The sequence below is a fragment of the Bartonella sp. HY038 genome, assembly GCF_014117425.1.
In the GTDB taxonomy this organism is placed as follows: Bacteria; Pseudomonadota; Alphaproteobacteria; order Rhizobiales; family Rhizobiaceae; genus HY038.
On record NZ_CP059725.1, the window covers coordinates 1,066,701 to 1,084,830 of the forward strand.

Sequence of the window (18,130 nt, forward strand, 5' to 3'; positions counted from 1 at the left end):
AGGGTTGGTATTTTTTGCTTTGTTAAACTTAGTTAGACAAGATAAATTGTAATAGTCTAGAAGACGCAATAAACGAATTTTTTTAACTATCAATTACTTAGCACGCCAAATTAACAAAGTTGTATAAAGAGGTAGGATAGACCTACCTCTTCATATTGATTTAAAATTTTTGAATGAATGATAGTTTGAAACTACGGCCTGGTTCGCTAAAAAATTCTTTAGGATAGGATGTTGAAGAACGTAGGTTCAAAGCATTCCAATAGGTTTTATCAAAAAGATTATAAACACCTGCTTGTAAGCGTGGACCTTTTTCACCCATTGGTTCCCACCAACCAGTTAAATCAACAACAGCATAACCAGGTGCGCGTGCATAATCTGAATTTTTAGCTACCTTATTACGTTTGCCAGCGGCTGTTAAATTGACATCTGCACCCCAAATTTCTTGTGCATAGCCTAAACCAACCATGCCCTTTAAAGGTGGAACAGAGTTTAGATATTCATCCTTATCGGTGTCACGTCCTTCAGCATAGGCAAGGGCAAAATTTGTATGCCAACCATTACCAATTTGCCAATGACCTTTTGCTTCAACGCCAGAAATAGTAACGCGTGCACGGTTAATATTTTCAAAGCGACCAAGTGGAAATTCTCTATTACCTGCTAAGCTAACTTGGTCGATGAAATTCTTGTAACGGTTGCTAAACACACTGATTGAGCCACCTAAATCTTTGTCGCCAAGTTGAACACCAATATCAAAACCATTGCTTGTTTCTGGTTTTAAATCTGGATTGCCGCGGGTGTAATAGAACCCTGGGTTAGTGTAGTTAAAATAAAGTTCAGAGGCAGTTGGAGCGCGAAATGCCTGAGCCCATTGTGCGTAAAGTGTGACCTTATTGGCAACATCCCATTCACCACGTAACTTAGGTGAAAAGCGTGAATCGCTTTGCGAATCTGGATAGCCAGTAAAGCCAGAATTTTGTTCATAGCGTGCACTGTGTTTTGGATCACGCTCATACCAGTCAAACCGGCCACCTGGTGTAATTCTTACGCGGCCATCATAAAATGCAATTTCGTCTTCAAAAGCAAAACCAAAATTCTTACTTTCTGTTGTAGGTGAATCTGCTTGATTGACGTGCATGAATTGGCAGGTCATGAAAGGGCGTGTGTAGGGTGGAGGTGGGCAGCTATCTTCACCACCAGCATATTGCTGATATTTTGAAAATGAGGTGTCAATTGCAACACGAACGGTGTGGGTTGTTGCCCCCAATTGCAATGTTTTAAAACCATTGACATTGAAGCCATATACACGTTCTTCCGTCTGCGCGTCGCGTAAGTAAAAGCCTGTTGGTACAGGAATACGATTACCATATTGGCTAGTTTCTAGGCGTTGGCGCTGCCAGTAAATATTAGCATGTGCTTCATCTAGCCAGCCATCACCATTACCTATGTAATCATAAGATGCAGAAAAACGTTCACGTTTTTTCGTTTGATCTTCATAGAAAGTACCTGGCGTGTAAGTGCGTACGGCTTGATTTAAGCCATGTGTGGTGCCGTCAAAATAAAATCGTTCAGCCGTGAAGCCAAAGCGATGCTCTTTACCGACATGCTGATAAACTTTGAAAAGCAAATTATTATTATCAAAGTCTGCTGGATTAGCGATTGAGCGATCAACGCCATAACCACTAACAGAGCCATTATTTTCGCGCTGTTTGCCGCCAACATAACCGCCTTGCAATAAGAAATAAGTATCATTGGCGCGGACAGCAAACGCTTCATCAATATGCCAGCTGCGATTAGATGAATCGTAGCTTCCTTTAGTAAGGGAGGCCCAGTTCTTGTCACCAGTCAAAAGGTCTTCTGGGTCAAGAGTACGGAGCATAACAACACCGCCAAGTGCACCTGAACCATAAAGGCTAGAATCTGAACCGCGCACAATATCAAGACTTGAAAGCGAAGAGATGTTAAATGAGGAAATGCCCCCTGTTAAATTTCGGCTTGATGGATCAGGGAACCAAGTAATAGGTACGCCATCAATTGTCGTTAAAACACGGTTTTGATCAAGTCCGCGGATAGTAAAACTATCGGAGCCCCGGCTATAAGAAATAGCAGGATCAAGCCGTGAGATATCATTAATATCATCAACCTGTTTTTTGGCAATTGTATCGCCTGAAATACTATCTGTTAATACTGTAGCTTTTCGGTCAAGTCTTTCTTTTTTACCTTCAACCACGACAGTATCTAGCGTTTGAGAATCAGAAGTTGCATTTGTAGTCTGATTCGTTGTTTGTGCTGATGCAGGGCTTGCTGCGCAAATGGCAATAACGCCAAATGCTGCGTAATGTTTTAAACGCTTTAATTGTAACCAATACATTAAGATACCATCCTTCTCAATTCTTTTGAAAAGCTTTGGCTTGCCACATTAGATTGGCTGGCTACGCTTCATATCATGAATAGTCACTATTAAACATGATACTAACAGTCAAGAAAAAAGTTGATTTTTATCATTTGGACTGGTTTAATAACAGGGGTGATGATCCGTTATATATTTAAGGATAATAAGTTATGTATATCGCAATGAACCGTTTCAAAGTCAATAAAGGTAATGAAGCCGAGTTTGAAACTATCTGGAGAGAGCGCGAAAGCCGTTTAAAAGAATTACCGGGCTTTGTAGAGTTTCATTTACTTAAATGCGACACTGATAAGGATGAAAATACCAGCCTCTATTCTTCACATGCTATTTGGAAAGATCGTGAAGATTTTATCAGTTGGACAAAGTCAGAGCAATTCCGCGATGCCCACAAGGGTGCTGGTGAACGCCGCCATGTTTTTGCAGGCCCTCCACATTTTGAAGGTTTTGAAGTTATTTTGTCTGAAAAGGCTTGATCTCTGAATAGTTGGCTGCTTTGCCTTTGTTTGTTTTAAAAAATAGTACAAAGCAGCCATTTTAAAAAAAATATAGTTAAATTGATTTTTAGTTAATTATTTGAAGCGTCCATTTTTTATTGTTTTTGATAAGTTTTTGGTTGAATAATGTTTTGATTTCATCTTGATGTGTGATGCAGATGACTATTGTATTGGGACAGTGTTTTTTCAATAAAGACATGGATTGAAGTGCGTTATTGTGATCAAGTTGATTGGTTGCTTCATCAAGAAAAAGAATATCTGGTTGGTAAAGTATAGCGCGGGCTACAGAGAGTCGCTGTTGCTCCCCACCTGATAATATTTGTTGCCAATTGTCATTATGGTCTATTTTGTCGCCTAAGTTTAGGCTTAGCAAATTCAGTGTATCCTTTATTATTTCATCATCATAGGTATTCTTTGCTGGGTAGCTAATGACAGTGCGTAGCGAGCCTTTAAATAAATAAGGCGTTTGTGGTAAAAAGAGCATGCGTCCGTAAAGCGCACGATCTCCCTGGCAAAACGGCCAGAGTCCAGCTAAATAGCGTAAAAATGTTGTTTTTCCTGCACCGCTTTTACCATCAACCAAAAGCCAATCGCTTTTTTCAAGTCTAATATCAGGAAAATAGCCCAATGGTGTCTTATCTGGATAAAAAAGTTGAACATTTTTGAAGGAAAGAAATGCGCTTTTGTGGTTACCTTGTTGCTTGGATCGATCATTGTCGCTTTGATTGTTTTTTGTGGCTATGGGGCAAATATTTAACGCTGTATCAAATTCGGCCAAGCGTTTGATGAATGATGACCATTCAATCAAACGCTTATAATAAGTAGCTATCCAGCCAAAGCCATCAGCAACAATGGCAAAGGCACTTTGTATTTGCATCACGTCGCCAAAAGTTATGGTTTTATTTAAAAAAAATGGTAATACCGCAATAATTGGAATAAAGTTAGTTAAGCGAAATTGGAATGCTGTTATAGATTCTAATTTTATCTCAGCTTTGATAATTTGAAACCAATTATCGCCAATGGCATCAAATAGTTGCTTTTGCTGTTTATTTTCGGATGCTTCACCATTATAAAATGCAACTTCTTCACTTTTTTCCGTCAGTCGGATGAGTTTGGCCCTATAGTCAGCTTCCCTGTGTTGGCGATCTATATTGAGAGAAAGTAATATTTTGCCGATCCAATGGATAATTAATGTTGATATAACGCCATAGGCTAGAGCTATCCAGAATACATAGCCATGCAATGTATATTGTGCATCATTTAAGGTGATATCAACGAGCGGTGAAAGATTCCACAAAATGACAATAAAGGTTAGCAATCGCGTCGCATGGGTTAATAGCGATTTGAATAAAAAAACGCTTTCAGCCGTGAATAATCTTATGTCTTCGGCTATACGTTGATCTGGATTATCAGGATATTGGTTGAAACGCAGCATATAATGGCGATGGTCATCTAGCCATTTGTCACTAAAATAATTGTTCAGTTCTCGTCGCCATAAAAACACTAAAATTTTGCCGAATGCACTGCCAACAACAATGCTTAAAACAACAATTGATAAATAAAATATATAAATAAAAATTAAGTGTAATGCCGCTTCACCATCAAATTGCTGAAGCGCATCGTAGAACAGCTTTTGCCATTCATTGATAAAAACACTCATATATACAAACAAGAATTGGCAGCTTATGGTTAGGATAAGGGAAGCCCAGATTTGCCAATTAAATGTTTTAAGGCTGAAAGGTGCCAAAAATAGTTTGAAATAATAGGAATATTTCATCTCGGCCTTATTTTAAAATTGTTAATTTAAGTTTTATTGCTTTGATATTCTTTATGGCAAGCTAATTTATATTGGCTGAAATATCTCAGCCAATATAAGCTTTTGGTGGGCAAGAATTAAAATGTTGTATTAAAAGTGACCAAGATACTTCTTGGATCAGCAAAATAATTGTTGAAGGTTTTGTCACGTACGCGATTATTTTCATAATAACGCTTATCAAAAATATTATTAGCATTAATTTGCAAATAAATATTCTCTTTGAAATTATATTGTAGGCTCAAATCCCAAACTGCATAGGCTTTTTGTTCAATATTATAGACGCTTTTGGTCTTGCTTTGCGCACGAACACCGCCGCCGATTTTCCATTTGTCATTATCAATGGGTAAGACATAAGTGGTGTTGAGGCGAAACATATGTTGAGGTGTTGCAGGACTGTAATTGTCTCCCGCTATAATTGAAGTCGATTCTGATTCAAGATATTTACTGCGATTATAGGTATAGCCTGTAAATACATTCCAACCTTTCGTAATTTCGCCACTAAGTTCTATGTCAAAGCCACGGCTTTGCACTTTTCCATCTGCATAATAATATCTTTCAATATTGTTATAAATCGCACGATTTGCTTGAATAATTTCAAATAATGCAAAGGAAGCATCAACGCGTCCGTCAAAAAAAGTGTTTTTTATGCCAATTTCTTTGTTGGTGCCAGTGACTGGAGGCAGAAAATTATCATTCTTATCAAGCGCAGATTGCGGCCGAAATATTTCTGTGTAGCTTGCGTAAAGTGTCGCATTATCATTAAGATTATAGTTTAGCCCATAATAGGGAATGAATTTTGTTTTTTCATAATGGTCGCGTGTAATATCATCATCTGGCCGTCCCATAAAGCGGAAATAGGTAGATGTACTATCAAATTGGTAATTGGTAACGCGGGTACCAATAATTGCATATAAGTTGTCAATAAAGTTGAAGCGACCACCAAGGCGCCCCGACGTTTCCTTAAATTTAGTATTAATTTCAACATCGGTATAAAGGATGCTGTTATTAGACCAATTGGGCTCAATAATTTCGTTACCTGAAAAATTATCAATATTATAAGATGTTTGATTACGTACTACGCGCATATGTGAATCATAATCATTGTAGGAATAATCAATACCACTAAAAATTTCCTGTTTGCGATTTAAAAACTCGAAATCACCATTGAGTTTAACCTGCGCGCTAAATTGTTGCCCGTCATTATCATAGCGAACAGCATTATTAACGCTGGCGAGACGGTCAATTCCTAAACCATTTCTAGCGATAAGAGCTGCAAATGCATTATGTGACTTAAATTGGTTGTAATTAACTGATGCATTCAACTTCCAATTACTGGAAAATTCATGATCAATTTCAAAAAATCCATTGGCTTTTTGTTTTTCTAAACGGTTCCATTTAGCACCAAGATAGGTCGAACGTGATAGTCCAGCATCTTTGCCATCGCGTGTCATGGGGACACCGTAAAAATCGGGTACTTCATTGCGTTTTTGGAAAAGACCGCCTAATTGCCAAGTGGTTTTATCGCCAATGTCGCCCTCAATAACACCAAAAATCATACCATTTTTGTTGTCGACATTATCTTTAAAGGAATTAGCCTTATCAAAATTGCTAACAAAGCGGCCACGCAAGCTCTTGTCAGCATTGAGTGGGCCGGTTATATCTATAGTTTCTTGGATTTTGCTCCAAGTGCCGACAGAAAATGTATTGGTTGCTGAAAACTCATCTTTTGCACGTTTGCGAACCAGATTTATCGTACCGCCAGGCTCTCCCGTTCCTTGCATAAGGCCAGTTGGTCCACGTAATACTTCAATGTGATCATAGATTGCAAGATCGCTATAATCACCAGCATCTCTATAGGCATTTATTCGGGCGCCTGGCGCGTAGGAATTAACACCATCCTCTTGAATTTGATCGATGTAAAAACCTCGAGATTGGAAGCGATACATACCAGATTCGCGTAATACATTGATACCAGTGGTATTTTTTAAGGCATCGGCAATATTACTTGATGCTTGGTCTTTAAGCTTTTGATTGCTTACAATTGAAACGCTTTGCGGTGTTTCACGCGCAGTAAGCGTTAAGCCTGTGGCAGAACTTATATCATCAATAATATAGCTGCCTGTCCCTTCTGTTAAACTGCGGAAATTTGCTCGATTAACGATGACGGTATCTAAGGTTTCATCATCGGTCTCATTGCTATTGCTCTGTGCATAAATATAATTAATGCTGCATGGTTGAAGCGCTAAAAACAATATAGCAAGTTTCCAATTTTTACGCATTGATGTTTCCTTAACAGCAAGATTTTAAGAAAGCCATTTGTGCTAAAAATGACTTTAAACAAATTCAAAAATGTGAATTTGACAACAAAGGTTCATTCGTTGGGGAATAATGTCAGCGCCATAATATATTTTTTTAAATTTTACTAGCGATGTATAAAACAATTTTAATTATACATGTTTTTATTTATTTTTTATTTTTAATTAGAATAATTAATATTACTGTATTATATTAGATGTTTAATGTGTTGAAGGGATTTAAAGTAAAATCGTTTTATTACCACCAATTTAAATTAGATATAGATTAAATACACCGTCAAACTGCTATATGTCTGTTCTTTTTTTAGGGTGTGGATCAAGTGTGGATGAATTTATTTAATCTTGTTTTTTGGTTAATATTATTGCTTGCGCTTGATGATCGGCGTATTTGATGAGCTTAGATAAATTCAGGTGATTCATTATGGCAGAAGCGACAATCCATTCAATCAATAAAGCCAAGGGCCAAGGTGATAGTTATCGTCAAGCTCCCCATAATCTTGAAGCTGAGCAGGCATTGCTTGGCGCATTGTTGATTAATAATGATGCTTTCGATCGCGTATCGGATTTTTTAAAACCTATACATTTTTACGAGCCGTTGCACGCCAAGCTTTTTGAAGTTATCTCCAGTCTTGTTGGTATGGGTAAAACTGCAAATCCAGTAACGGTAAAGCCTTTTATTCCAGCGGATGAAAAACTTGGCGATATGACGGTATTTAACTATGTTATACGCTTGGTAACTGAAGCAGTGACTGTTATTAATGCTACCGATTATGGTCGTTCTATCTATGATCTATATATTCGCCGTGCCTTGATCAGCGTTGGCGAGGATGTGGTTAATAATGCTTATGATGCACCAGTTGACCATGCGCCAGGTAAACAAATTGAAGAAGCTGAGCAGCGCCTTTTCCAATTGGCTGAAACAGGCCGCTATGGTGGTGGTTTTGAAAATTTTGGTGAAGCATTAACCAAGGCCGTTGAGCTAGCTGCAGCTGCTCATAAACGTACATCAAAATTATCAGGTATTCCAACACAAATCCATACGCTTGATGAACGTATGGGTGGCTTGCAACGCTCCGATCTTATCATTTTGGCTGGTCGTCCGGGTATGGGTAAAACTTCGCTTGCAACGAATATAGCCTTTAATGTTGCTGCGGCCTATAATGCGGAAAAGGCCAAGGAAAATAATGGCACCAATGAAGGTGGTGTGGTTGGTTTTTTCTCGCTGGAAATGTCATCAGAACAGCTCGCTACCCGTATTATTGCTGAACAGGCAGAAATTTCGTCATCAAAAATTAGACGTGGTGATATTTCAGAAGAAGAATATACAAGATTGCTGCGCGCGACCAAGACCATGCAGCAAGTACCACTTTATATCGATCAGACCGGTGGTATTTCCATTGCCCAGCTTGCCGCACGCTCACGCCGCTTAAAGCGCCAGCGCGGCCTTGATGTTTTGGTGGTAGACTATGTGCAGCTGATGTCTGGTTCATCCAAGCGCTCATCAGAAAATCGCGTGCAGGAAATTACCGAAATCACCACTGGCTTAAAGTCATTGGGTAAAGAGTTGAATGTGCCGATTATCGCACTTTCTCAGCTTTCTCGTCAGGTGGAATCGCGTGAAGATAAACGTCCACAGCTTTCGGATCTTCGTGAATCTGGTTCGATTGAGCAGGATGCGGACGTTGTATTGTTCGTTTTCCGTGAAGAATATTATATTAAAAACCGTGAGCCAAAACTTGGTACGGAAGAGCATATGAAATGGCAAACTGACATGGAAGAAGCCTTTGGCAAGGCTGAAGTTATTGTTGCAAAACAGCGTCACGGTCCAACAGGTACAGTGAAGCTTGCTTTCCAATCAGAATTTACGCGCTTCTCTGATCTTGCAGAAGAAGATCGTTTGCCAGAGCGTTTTGAATAAAGTGGTAGTTGATATGCGGTAAACTAATTGAGGGAAAGTTGGCGAGACTTTCCCTTTTTGATTTATATTGAAAATATGAGATGAAAGTTTCTATATAGTGCTAATTATCAGGCTATCGGTAAAATATATTCATGATTTTGCTCTTTATTAGGCTATATTAAAAAGGATTTTAGTAAAGATTTATGGCGCGTTCAAAGGTTCAGTTCATTTGTCAAAATTGCGGTACAGTCTATTCGCGCTGGTCGGGTAAGTGTGATGCTTGCGGTGAGTGGAATACATTGGTTGAAGAGGGGACCAATGGTGGTATTGGTTCCGGTCCTGCAAAGGCAAGCGCGCGTAAGGGGCGCGCTGTACAACTAACTGATCTTTCTGGTGAAATTGAAGATGCGCCGCGTATTTGCTCGGGCATTGCTGAGCTTGATCGCGTTACCGGTGGCGGTTTTGTACGTGGTTCCGCTCTTTTGGTCGGCGGCGATCCGGGTATTGGCAAATCAACACTTTTAACTCAAGCTGCCGCCGCTTTGTCACGCCAAGGCCATAATATTGTTTATGTGTCGGGTGAAGAAGCGATCGCTCAAATAAGGTTGCGTGCGCAGCGGCTGGGTGTTGCCGATTCAGCTGTGCAATTGGCGGCTGAAACCAATGTTGAAGATATTTTGGCAACCCTTAGTACAGCGCGTAGGCCTGATTTGGTTATCATAGATTCTATACAGACACTCTGGTCGGATGGCGCAGATTCGTCCCCTGGTACGGTGACGCAAGTGCGCATAGGTGCTCAAAGCATGATCCGTTACGCAAAACAAACGGGGGCTGCGGTTGTTTTGGTTGGACATGTCACCAAAGATGGTCAGATTGCCGGTCCGCGTGTTGTAGAACATATGGTTGATGGCGTACTTTATTTTGAGGGTGAGGGCGGCCATCATTATCGTATTTTGCGCACGGTTAAAAATCGTTTTGGCGCAACAGATGAAATTGGCGTGTTTGAGATGTCAGATAAGGGCTTGCGGGAAGTTGCTAATCCATCTGAATTATTCTTAGGCGAGCGTAACGAAAAAGCACCAGGTGCAGTTGTGTTTGCTGGTATGGAGGGAACGCGACCAGTGCTTGTCGAAATTCAAGCTCTTGTTGCGCCATCTTCACTAGGCACGCCGCGCCGCGCTGTTGTTGGTTGGGATAGTAGCCGCTTGGCTATGATTTTAGCCGTTCTTGAAGCGCATTGCGGTGTACGTTTTGGTAGTCATGATGTCTATTTAAATGTTGCAGGTGGCTATCGTATCAGCGAGCCTGCTGCAGATTTAGCTGTTGCGGCCGCTCTTGTTTCGTCAATTGCGGGTGTCGCATTACCGGCTGATTGCGTTTATTTTGGTGAAATTAGTCTTTCTGGCGCAATTCGCCCTGTTGCACATGCCTTGCAACGCTTGAAGGAAGCTGAAAAACTTGGCTTTAAACGTGCAACTTTGCCGAAGGCTGGTAAGGAAAAAATGAACCAAAATGATTTTGCTATACGTGAACTTGATAATCTTCCTGACCTTGTTGCGCGCATCGCTTTGGCAAAAAATAAGGCAGGCCGTGATAATCAATAACCTGTTTGTTATAGCATATCTAACATAGGCATAAAGGCGTTCAATATAATTTATTATTCAAAAAATGTGGCATATTTGCTTTTTACAGCAAAGTTAAAGATTTTTTTAATTTGCCTATGCCATTGATGAATCTTATTCCATTTAAAGAAATTGTTCCTTCTCGTTGGAATGATTGACGGACCGCTTATCCTAAAGGATAACTAAAAGCGATTATAAATTGTATTATTATTTTTTGTTTTTGGTAATTTTTGAAAGCCGATAAGGTTTCAGGAAAGTAGTTAAACAATAGCAATCCTATGACTGAAAATGTTATAGGTGTGGTTATAGATAAGTTAAATTTAAAATTAGGAAAAATTAATGCCCGTTACTTTGCTTGACATTATTGTTGTTGTCGTTGTTTTGTTGTCGGCATTTCTTGCCACCATACGTGGGTTCTCACGCGAAATTTTGTCCTTACTATCATGGGTGTTGGCGGCTGCCGCAACATTCTTTCTTTATGAATATGCACTTGAATTTGCGTCTCCATATTTCTCAAATAAAACGGTGGCAATTGCGGTAACTATTGTTGTGCTGTTTTTAGTGTTCCTTTTCATCATTTCAATATTTACCATGAAAATTGCCGATGTGATTGTTGATAGCCGGATAGGCGCACTTGATCGCACGCTAGGTTTTATTTTTGGGCTCGCTCGTGGCGTTCTTATCTTGGCTGTTGCAATGATCTTTTTAAACAGTTTAGTGAAACCTGCCGATCAGGTTGATTGGATCAGGGATGCTAAAACCAAACCAGCTATTGATTCTGTTGCCAACAAATTGCGTGATACATTGGAAGAGGCCTCGACTAAAATATGGGGTATGGCTGATCGCATTAAGCCATCACAACAACAAGAACCAAATGATTTGTTGAATAATGGCGAAGCAGGTCAGCCAGTTGAGTAATTTTTTTACATCGCATATTTAAGAATGATGCTTAGCATGCTATATATCTGTTTTGGAAATAGCTGCGAAGGCACATTGGCGAATGAAAACCTCTTTCAATGACTTTTCTCAATACACCACATCTCGAAATAATACTTCCCCAAATAAAGTTGATTTAGACCAATTTCAATTGGAGGTTGACGGAGATACCCTTCATGAAGAATGTGGTGTTTTTGGTATTTTAGGGCATGAAGATGCAGCAACCCTGACAGCTTTAGGGTTACATGCTTTGCAACATCGTGGCCAGGAAGCGGCAGGCATTGTTTCATATGATGGCGCGGCTTTTTATTCTGAAAAGCAGATGGGGCTTGTTGGTGATCATTATACTGATCCAGCAATGTTAGCACGCTTGCCCGGTAATATGGCTATTGGCCATGTGCGTTATTCCACAACCGGCGAAACTGTATTGCGCAATGTTCAGCCGCTATTTGCTGAATTGGAAGTAGGCGGCATTGCTATTGCCCATAATGGTAATTTTACCAATGGTCTTACACTGCGCCGTAAGCTGATTGCATCAGGTGCAATTTGCCAATCAACATCCGATACCGAAGTTGTTTTGCATTTGATTGCGCGTTCACAACAAGCGTCTTCATCCGACCGTTTCGTTGATGCTATTCGGCAGGTTGAGGGTGGTTATGCTATTCTAGCATTAACGCGTACTAAACTTATTGCAGCACGTGACCCTTTGGGTATTCGTCCCCTCGTTATGGGTGAGCTTGATGGCAAGCCGATTTTCTGTTCGGAAACCTGCGCTCTTGATATTATTGGGGCTAAATTCATTCGTGATGTCAAAAATGGTGAAGTCATTATTTGCGAGGTGCAAAAGGATGGCACTATTTCAACAACGGTGATTGCGCCAGAAAATCCAAAGCCAGAACGCTTATGCCTATTTGAGTATGTCTATTTTGCTCGCCCTGATTCTGTTGTTGGTGGACGCAATGTTTATTCTACGCGCAAAAATATGGGAGTTAATCTTGCCAAAGAAGCGCCATGCGATGGCGATGTTGTAGTCCCTGTACCCGATGGCGGAACTCCGGCAGCTATTGGCTATGCACAAGCAAGTGGCATACCGTTTGAGCTTGGCATTATTCGTAACCATTATGTTGGTCGTACCTTTATTGAGCCTACTCAGCAGATCCGCGCTTTTGGCGTTAAATTGAAACATTCAGCCAATCGCGCTGTTATTGAAGGCAAGCGGGTTATCTTAGTTGACGATTCTATTGTGCGCGGTACAACCTCGATTAAAATTGTACAAATGCTGCGCGATGCGGGCGCGCGTGAAGTGCATATTCGTGTTGCTAGCCCAATGATTTTTTATCCCGATTTTTATGGTATAGATACCCCAGAAGCATCCAAGCTTCTTGCTAATCAATATCCTGATTTAAAATCCATGAGTGATTATATTGGTGTTGACTCGTTAGAGTTTTTGTCAATTGATGGCCTTTATCGTGCGGTAGGCGGCGAGCCACGCAATAACGCCAATCCACAATTTACCGATCATTATTTTACCGGTGATTATCCAACCTATTTGGCCGATGAGCATAGCAGTGACAATGTCCATAAATTATCTGTGTTGCGAACCAGCCGATAATTTTATTTGCCAAAAAGGGAGAATAGTGTGCAAGATTTTTCACTTGATGGCAAGGTAGCATTGGTAACCGGTGCATCACGCGGTATTGGCAAAGCTTTTTGCCTCGAGCTTGCTAAACGGCAATGTCATATTATTGCCGTAGCAAGAACCGTTGGCGGTTTGGAAGAGCTTGACGACGAGGTTCAGGCATTCGGCGGTACAACAACACTTGTACCGCTTGATCTTAGCGATATGGATGGTATTGATCGGCTAGGTGCATCAATTTTTGAACGATGGGGTTATCTTGATATATTACTGGCAAATGCTGGCATCTTAGGACCGATTTCACCGGTTGCCCATATTGAAGCGAGCGAATTTGATAAGATAATGGCCATCAATGTCACCAGTCAATGGCGGCTTATCCGGTCCACAGAGCCTTTGTTAAGAGAATCTAGGGCTGGTAGAGCAATTTTAATGTCTTCAGGTGCTGCACATCGGGTTCGTGCTTTTTGGGGAGCCTATGGTGCTAGTAAGGCGGCGCTTGAAGTACTTGGCCGTGCTTGGGCCGATGAAATGCGTCAAACAAATTTACGTATAAACCTTGTTAATCCTGGCGCAACCCGAACCGATATGCGTGCTAAAGCAATGCCGGGGGAGGATCCGTTAACATTGCCAACCGCCGCTGAGGTTGCAAGCTCAATGATACCGCTTGTTGCACCAGATTTAAATGATCACGGCCGGCTATTCGATGTGCGGCGTAATCGGTTTGTTGATTATCATCTACCCGATTAAATCAATTTTACGCAGGCGGTTTTCTTCTTTTGCAATATAATCACGGGTAATTGGTACAGCATCTTGCCTATGGGCAAGCTGAATATGGAAAACCATCATATTTTGCCAGCGAAAAGCCGATTCTGATGCTGCAAGATAAAATTCCCACATGCGGCAAAAACGTTCATCATATAAAGCTTTGGCTTTATCACGCTCGCTTAAAAATCGCTCGCGCCATGCTTTTAAAGTATCAGCATAATGCAAGCGCAATATTTCAATATCGGTAATAACCAGTCCGCTCTTTTCAATAATGGGAATGACTTCAGAAAGGGCAGGGATGTAACCGCCAGGAAAAACATATTTACGAATAAATGGATTTGTTGTTCCCGGAATACCGTTGCGACCAATAGAATGAAGAACAAAAACACCATCAGGCTTTAGCATGCGTTTCACATGAGAAAAATATTCTTTATAATGGCCAATGCCAACATGCTCGAACATGCCAACTGATACTATTTTATCAAATTGTTCTTTAATTAAGCGATAGTCTTGTAGAAGAAACCGGCATTGTTGTTCAAGCCCTTGATCTTTGGCGCGTTGGGTCGCAACTAAGTGTTGTTCATGGGAAAGTGTAACACCTGTTACATCTGCCTTTAAAAAACGTGCCATATAAAGGCTAAGACCGCCCCAACCGCAACCTATATCCAAAAGGCGTTCACCTTCTTTAATTGATAGTTTAGCTGCAAGATGGCGCTTTTTGGCAAGTTGGGCTTCCTCAAGAGTAGAATCTGGAGTTTCAAAATAGGCGCAGGAATATTGCTTATCTGAATCTAAGAATAAATCATAAAGCTGGCCTGATAAGTCATAATGCTGGCGTATATTGCCGCTTGAGCGCTTCAGATTATTCATTTGCATTAAGCGTTTAGTACTGGTGCGCACAGCATTTAAAATCCGCATCCAAGGTTCGTTTTCTGCGCTTGCTCCTGCGTTGCTAAATATAAGTTCTAATAGCCCATAAATATCGCCTTCTAGAAAATCAAAGCCGCTATTCATATAAGCTTCACCAAATTTTAATGCTGGGTCAAAGGCAATTTCTTTTTCCCATTTTGTGTGATTTATGCGCACATGAATAAGGGGGTCATGCTGATCACCAAAGTGAAAAACCTTACCGCTTGCGTCGGTTACAAGAAAATTCCCTTTTTTAATAAGGTGTTTAAGAACAGTTGTTAAAAGTCCAAACATTATTTTCACCTACCTAAAGCACTGCTAAGAATAGTTATGGCATGGAATATCGTCGCATAAATACTATCAGTTCATAGATGCCCATGGGAACCTATTGGGTAGTCATATTTTGGCAGGTAGATTTATTAATCTGCAACATGAGTTGAAAACATAATAAAACCTGCTACGCGGCTATCTTAATCATCAAACAGCTTTATGCCTTTCTATTATTATATATTTAGTGAAATTTTTAAGAATTAAAATAAAAAACACCCAGCTTTACAGCCGGGTGTGATCATTTTTTGTTTATCACGCTATATTATAAGCTATAAGCGTGCATTACATTTATTAGAAGTAATAAATGTAACTATTTATAAAAGCTTATTAAGCTTGATCTTCATCTTCGTCAGTGAAGTCAGCATCGTCTTCATCTTCTTCAACTGGTGGAAGTTTGTATTCATCGCGATCAATTGCAGAAAGATCTTCACCCTTAGCTTGACGCTCTGCTTCATCAGCTGAACGAGCAACATTAACTGTTACAGTTGTAGTAACTTCAGGATGCAAGGCTAAGGTTACAGTATGAAGGCCGATGGTCTTGATTGGGTGTGCAAGCTCAACCTGTGTACGAACAATAGTGAAGCCATCAGCTGTGATTGCTTCAGCGATATCACGGGTTGATACTGAACCATAAAGTTGGCCTGTTTCACTAGCTTGACGAATAGCGATGAAGCTTTTGCCTTCAAGCTTAGCTGCAATTTGATCAGCTTCGCTTTTACGCTCAAGGTTATGAGCTTCAAGTTGTGCACGCTTGCTATCAAAATATGATTGGTTAGCATCATTAGCGCGAAGTGCTTTGCCTTTTGGCAAAAGGAAGTTACGGGCAAAACCGTCTTTAACGGTAACAATATCACCCATTTGACCAAGGCGGGCGATGCGTTCTAGAAGAATTACTTTCATAATAATATCCTTAAGGTTGGAATTGAAGTTTTAATTTGATGGATTTTTGGGTTGTTGGTATAAATTATCTCTGGCTTGCGTAACTGATGACGCAAGACCAAGAAAAACGAGAATAATAAAAATGAGTGCCGTAAAAACACCACTAAATAAAAGAAAATAGGTCGGCACAAGAACGGCAAACCGCCATAATTTTCCTAATGTAATTTGGTGAATAAAGGCAATGCCGCTAGCAACAAAACCTAACGTAAATGCAAAACAAATCGAGATTGCGCACATAAAGGCAGTATAATTTGAGCCAACAAGACTTGCTGAAATAATGGCAATAAACCAAAGCGGTATTGCCATTGCTGGCATAGTTAAGTCCCTTGGCCAAAATGATAGAGGCCTTGGACTTAAATGCTGTGCTGTTACAAGATTTGTAGAAATATAGATACAAAGCAATATTGTAATAAATACGCTAGTAATTGTTTCTGATGCAACAGTAAAAATCGCCAACTTATTGAAGTTTATGTTGTAAAATTCTAGCATCTGATTTCGTGTTACTTCATCAACAAAAATTTGGGAAAATAGTGATTTAATATTTTCATCCATTAGTTTTTTAGTTGAAGCAAATGATTCTGGTGAAAGCAGCGGTATTGAAGTGGTAGAGTTTACATAAATAGCGAATAAAATGACTGTTATTACACTGATGACGCAAAGATTAAATAAAATGGATGAAAGTGGCAGCCATCTTGCCTCAGTCGTTTCTTTATCAACGGTCACAATATTCAAAATAGTGCCGATTAATAATGCAGGAAAAATAGTTATAATACTAAAATATAGCGCGGCTTCAACAGGTTGGATAATGCATGAAAAAACTACAGCAAGCACAGCGCTTAAAAAGGCGCCTCGTATTCCAAGTGCAAGCGAAACACTGGCAATGGATGTTGCTGCTAAAACCTTAAAAATAAATGGGAGAAAAGACAGATTAGCTAAATAAAATGACAACACATTAGACCCACCTGCAATGATGGCACCTAAAATTATAAATTTATGAAAAGATATATTGCGTTGCATTTCTTGCTGTCCTGCTTTTTATAAAATCTTGCATTATTTATATTTTGCAAGATTATGGCAGTTAGAGGCATTGCCCCAACCAACTATTTTCACTTTTATAGTTTATAAAAAACTTAAACAAGCTATCATAGTTAAAAATCAAGTGTTTATTGTTAAATTTGAAAGGCAGAAGTAGCTCCTGCCTTTCAAAAAATCTACTTACTTTACAACGTAAGGAAGAAGGCCAAGGAAACGAGCACGCTTAATAGCGCGAGCAAGTTCACGTTGCTTCTTCTGGCTTACAGCAGTGATGCGTGAAGGAACGATTTTACCGCGTTCTGAAATATAACGCTGCAAAAGCTTAATGTCCTTATAGTCAATCTTTGGAGCATTGGCACCTAAGAAAGGGCATGTCTTACGACGACGATGGAAAGGACGACGGCTAGGGATCTGATTAATATCAACCATTATTCTTCTCCTTCACCAAAGTTTTCATCATTGTCGCGTGGACGACGGCCGCGACGTGGACGTTCATCATCGCGATCACGGCGAGACAACATTGCTGATTGCCCTTCTTCGTGTGCTTCAACGCGAATAGTCATGAAGCGCAAAATGTCTTCATTGATACGCATTTGACGTTCCATTTCAGCAATAGCTGCTGCAGGTGCATCAATGTTGATGCATGCAAAATATGCACGGCGATTCTTGCGAATGCGATAGGTTAGGGGACGGATACCCCAATTTTCGATACGCCCGACTTTGCCACCATTTGCTTCAATCACGCCTTTGTAGGTTTCTACAAGCTGATCTACTTGCTGTGGAGCAACATCCTGTCGGGCAAGGAACACATGTTCATAAAGAGCCATTTGCTTTGCCTTTCTTCGATTAATACCCGATATACTGGCGCAAAGCCTCTGCGACTTCTCTATTCTTTTGAAAGATGAAGAAAGGACGCACGGTGAGACGTTCGAGAGCGGAGACACGGGAGGATTTAAAAATATTTTTTAAAGCTAAAGGTAAAACCTGTTAGCCCTCCGTTCAGCCCCCAGCCAATAGCCTCGGGTAGAC

Annotated in this window: 15 protein-coding genes; 7 read left to right on the forward strand and 8 right to left on the reverse strand. The window is 40.2% G+C overall.

Going from position 1 to position 18,130, the window contains the following annotated elements; translation table 11 throughout:
• Nucleotides 1-160 precede the first annotated feature (160 nt).
• Nucleotides 161-2,368, reverse strand: a complete 2,208-nt coding sequence (locus H3299_RS04525) for a TonB-dependent hemoglobin/transferrin/lactoferrin family receptor (RefSeq protein ID WP_182419115.1) — start codon at nt 2,366-2,368, stop codon at nt 161-163.
• Between the two features lie 191 nt (nt 2,369-2,559).
• On the opposite strand from H3299_RS04525, the gene H3299_RS04530 reads away from it, so the two are divergent.
• Nucleotides 2,560-2,880: an antibiotic biosynthesis monooxygenase gene (locus tag H3299_RS04530; protein WP_182419116.1), complete on the forward strand. Its 321-nt coding sequence runs from the start codon at nt 2,560-2,562 to the stop codon at nt 2,878-2,880.
• Between the two features lie 88 nt (nt 2,881-2,968).
• On the opposite strand, the gene H3299_RS04535 is transcribed toward H3299_RS04530, so the two are convergent.
• Both H3299_RS04535 and H3299_RS04540 read right to left on the reverse strand, forming a co-directional pair.
• Complete coding sequence (locus tag H3299_RS04535; protein WP_182419117.1) at nt 2,969-4,678, reverse strand: ABC transporter ATP-binding protein/permease; 1,710 nt, start codon at nt 4,676-4,678, stop codon at nt 2,969-2,971.
• 116 nt (nt 4,679-4,794) lie between these two features.
• Entirely contained in the window at nt 4,795-6,996 is a 2,202-nt protein-coding gene (locus tag H3299_RS04540; RefSeq protein WP_182419118.1) for a TonB-dependent siderophore receptor, read from the reverse strand.
• 457 nt (nt 6,997-7,453) lie between these two features.
• On the opposite strand from H3299_RS04540, the gene H3299_RS04545 reads away from it, so the two are divergent.
• From H3299_RS04545 to H3299_RS04565, 5 genes are all read left to right on the forward strand, one after another.
• Nucleotides 7,454-8,950, forward strand: a complete 1,497-nt coding sequence (locus H3299_RS04545) for a replicative DNA helicase (RefSeq protein ID WP_182419119.1) — start codon at nt 7,454-7,456, stop codon at nt 8,948-8,950.
• 182 nt (nt 8,951-9,132) lie between these two features.
• On the forward strand, nt 9,133-10,533 hold the full coding sequence (gene radA, locus H3299_RS04550) for a DNA repair protein RadA (RefSeq protein ID WP_182419120.1): 1,401 nt from the start codon (nt 9,133-9,135) through the stop codon (nt 10,531-10,533).
• Between the two features lie 357 nt (nt 10,534-10,890).
• On the forward strand, nt 10,891-11,469 hold the full coding sequence (locus H3299_RS04555; RefSeq protein ID WP_182419121.1) for a CvpA family protein: 579 nt from the start codon (nt 10,891-10,893) through the stop codon (nt 11,467-11,469).
• Between the two features lie 82 nt (nt 11,470-11,551).
• Nucleotides 11,552-13,099: an amidophosphoribosyltransferase gene (gene purF / locus H3299_RS04560; protein ID WP_182419122.1), complete on the forward strand. Its 1,548-nt coding sequence runs from the start codon at nt 11,552-11,554 to the stop codon at nt 13,097-13,099.
• Nucleotides 13,100-13,126: 27 nt separating this feature from the next.
• Entirely contained in the window at nt 13,127-13,870 is a 744-nt protein-coding gene (locus H3299_RS04565; RefSeq protein WP_182419123.1) for an SDR family NAD(P)-dependent oxidoreductase, read from the forward strand.
• Here the strand turns inward: H3299_RS04565 and H3299_RS04570 are convergent.
• The 3 genes from H3299_RS04570 to H3299_RS04580 form a co-directional block, all read right to left on the reverse strand.
• On the reverse strand, nt 13,859-15,091 hold the full coding sequence (locus H3299_RS04570; protein ID WP_182419124.1) for a cyclopropane-fatty-acyl-phospholipid synthase family protein: 1,233 nt from the start codon (nt 15,089-15,091) through the stop codon (nt 13,859-13,861). The two genes, H3299_RS04565 and H3299_RS04570, sit on opposite strands and share 12 nt — an antisense overlap.
• A gap of 363 nt (nt 15,092-15,454) precedes the next feature.
• Nucleotides 15,455-16,027, reverse strand: a complete 573-nt coding sequence (rplI, locus tag H3299_RS04575) for a 50S ribosomal protein L9 (RefSeq protein ID WP_182419125.1) — start codon at nt 16,025-16,027, stop codon at nt 15,455-15,457.
• Nucleotides 16,028-16,057: 30 nt separating this feature from the next.
• Nucleotides 16,058-16,381 carry a hypothetical protein gene (locus H3299_RS04580; RefSeq protein ID WP_182419126.1) on the reverse strand — a complete coding sequence of 108 codons (324 nt, stop codon included), beginning with the start codon at nt 16,379-16,381 and terminating at the stop codon, nt 16,058-16,060.
• A gap of 316 nt (nt 16,382-16,697) precedes the next feature.
• Between H3299_RS04580 and H3299_RS04585 the strand changes: the two genes are divergently transcribed.
• A complete protein-coding gene (locus H3299_RS04585; protein WP_182419127.1) occupies nt 16,698-17,006 on the forward strand; it encodes a hypothetical protein in 309 nt (102 codons plus the stop codon).
• A 275-nt stretch (nt 17,007-17,281) separates the two neighbouring features.
• Here H3299_RS04585 and rpsR read toward each other — a convergent pair whose 3' ends face one another.
• Nucleotides 17,282-17,530 (reverse strand): 30S ribosomal protein S18, encoded by a 249-nt coding sequence (gene rpsR / locus H3299_RS04590; RefSeq protein ID WP_182419128.1) that lies wholly within the window; start codon nt 17,528-17,530, stop codon nt 17,282-17,284.
• Nucleotides 17,530-17,928, reverse strand: a complete 399-nt coding sequence (gene rpsF, locus H3299_RS04595; protein ID WP_182419129.1) for a 30S ribosomal protein S6 — start codon at nt 17,926-17,928, stop codon at nt 17,530-17,532. Before rpsF ends, rpsR begins: the two co-directional genes overlap by 1 nt.
• Between the last annotated feature and the right edge of the window lie 202 nt (nt 17,929-18,130).

Coding starts and splice junctions, on each gene's coding strand:
- H3299_RS04525 (WP_182419115.1), bottom strand. CDS start 2,368: ATGTATTGGTTACAATTAAAGCGTTTAAAACATTACGCAGCATTTGGC.
- H3299_RS04530 (WP_182419116.1), top strand. CDS start 2,560: ATGTATATCGCAATGAACCGTTTCAAAGTCAATAAAGGTAATGAAGCC.
- H3299_RS04535 (WP_182419117.1), bottom strand. CDS start 4,678: ATGAAATATTCCTATTATTTCAAACTATTTTTGGCACCTTTCAGCCTT.
- H3299_RS04540 (WP_182419118.1), bottom strand. CDS start 6,996: ATGCGTAAAAATTGGAAACTTGCTATATTGTTTTTAGCGCTTCAACCA.
- H3299_RS04545 (WP_182419119.1), top strand. CDS start 7,454: ATGGCAGAAGCGACAATCCATTCAATCAATAAAGCCAAGGGCCAAGGT.
- radA (WP_182419120.1), top strand. CDS start 9,133: ATGGCGCGTTCAAAGGTTCAGTTCATTTGTCAAAATTGCGGTACAGTC.
- H3299_RS04555 (WP_182419121.1), top strand. CDS start 10,891: ATGCCCGTTACTTTGCTTGACATTATTGTTGTTGTCGTTGTTTTGTTG.
- purF (WP_182419122.1), top strand. CDS start 11,552: ATGAAAACCTCTTTCAATGACTTTTCTCAATACACCACATCTCGAAAT.
- H3299_RS04570 (WP_182419124.1), bottom strand. CDS start 15,091: ATGTTTGGACTTTTAACAACTGTTCTTAAACACCTTATTAAAAAAGGG.
- rplI (WP_182419125.1), bottom strand. CDS start 16,027: ATGAAAGTAATTCTTCTAGAACGCATCGCCCGCCTTGGTCAAATGGGT.
- H3299_RS04580 (WP_182419126.1), bottom strand. CDS start 16,381: ATGCCAGCAATGGCAATACCGCTTTGGTTTATTGCCATTATTTCAGCA.
- H3299_RS04585 (WP_182419127.1), top strand. CDS start 16,698: ATGACTGTTATTACACTGATGACGCAAAGATTAAATAAAATGGATGAA.
- rpsR (WP_182419128.1), bottom strand. CDS start 17,530: ATGGTTGATATTAATCAGATCCCTAGCCGTCGTCCTTTCCATCGTCGT.
- rpsF (WP_182419129.1), bottom strand. CDS start 17,928: ATGGCTCTTTATGAACATGTGTTCCTTGCCCGACAGGATGTTGCTCCA.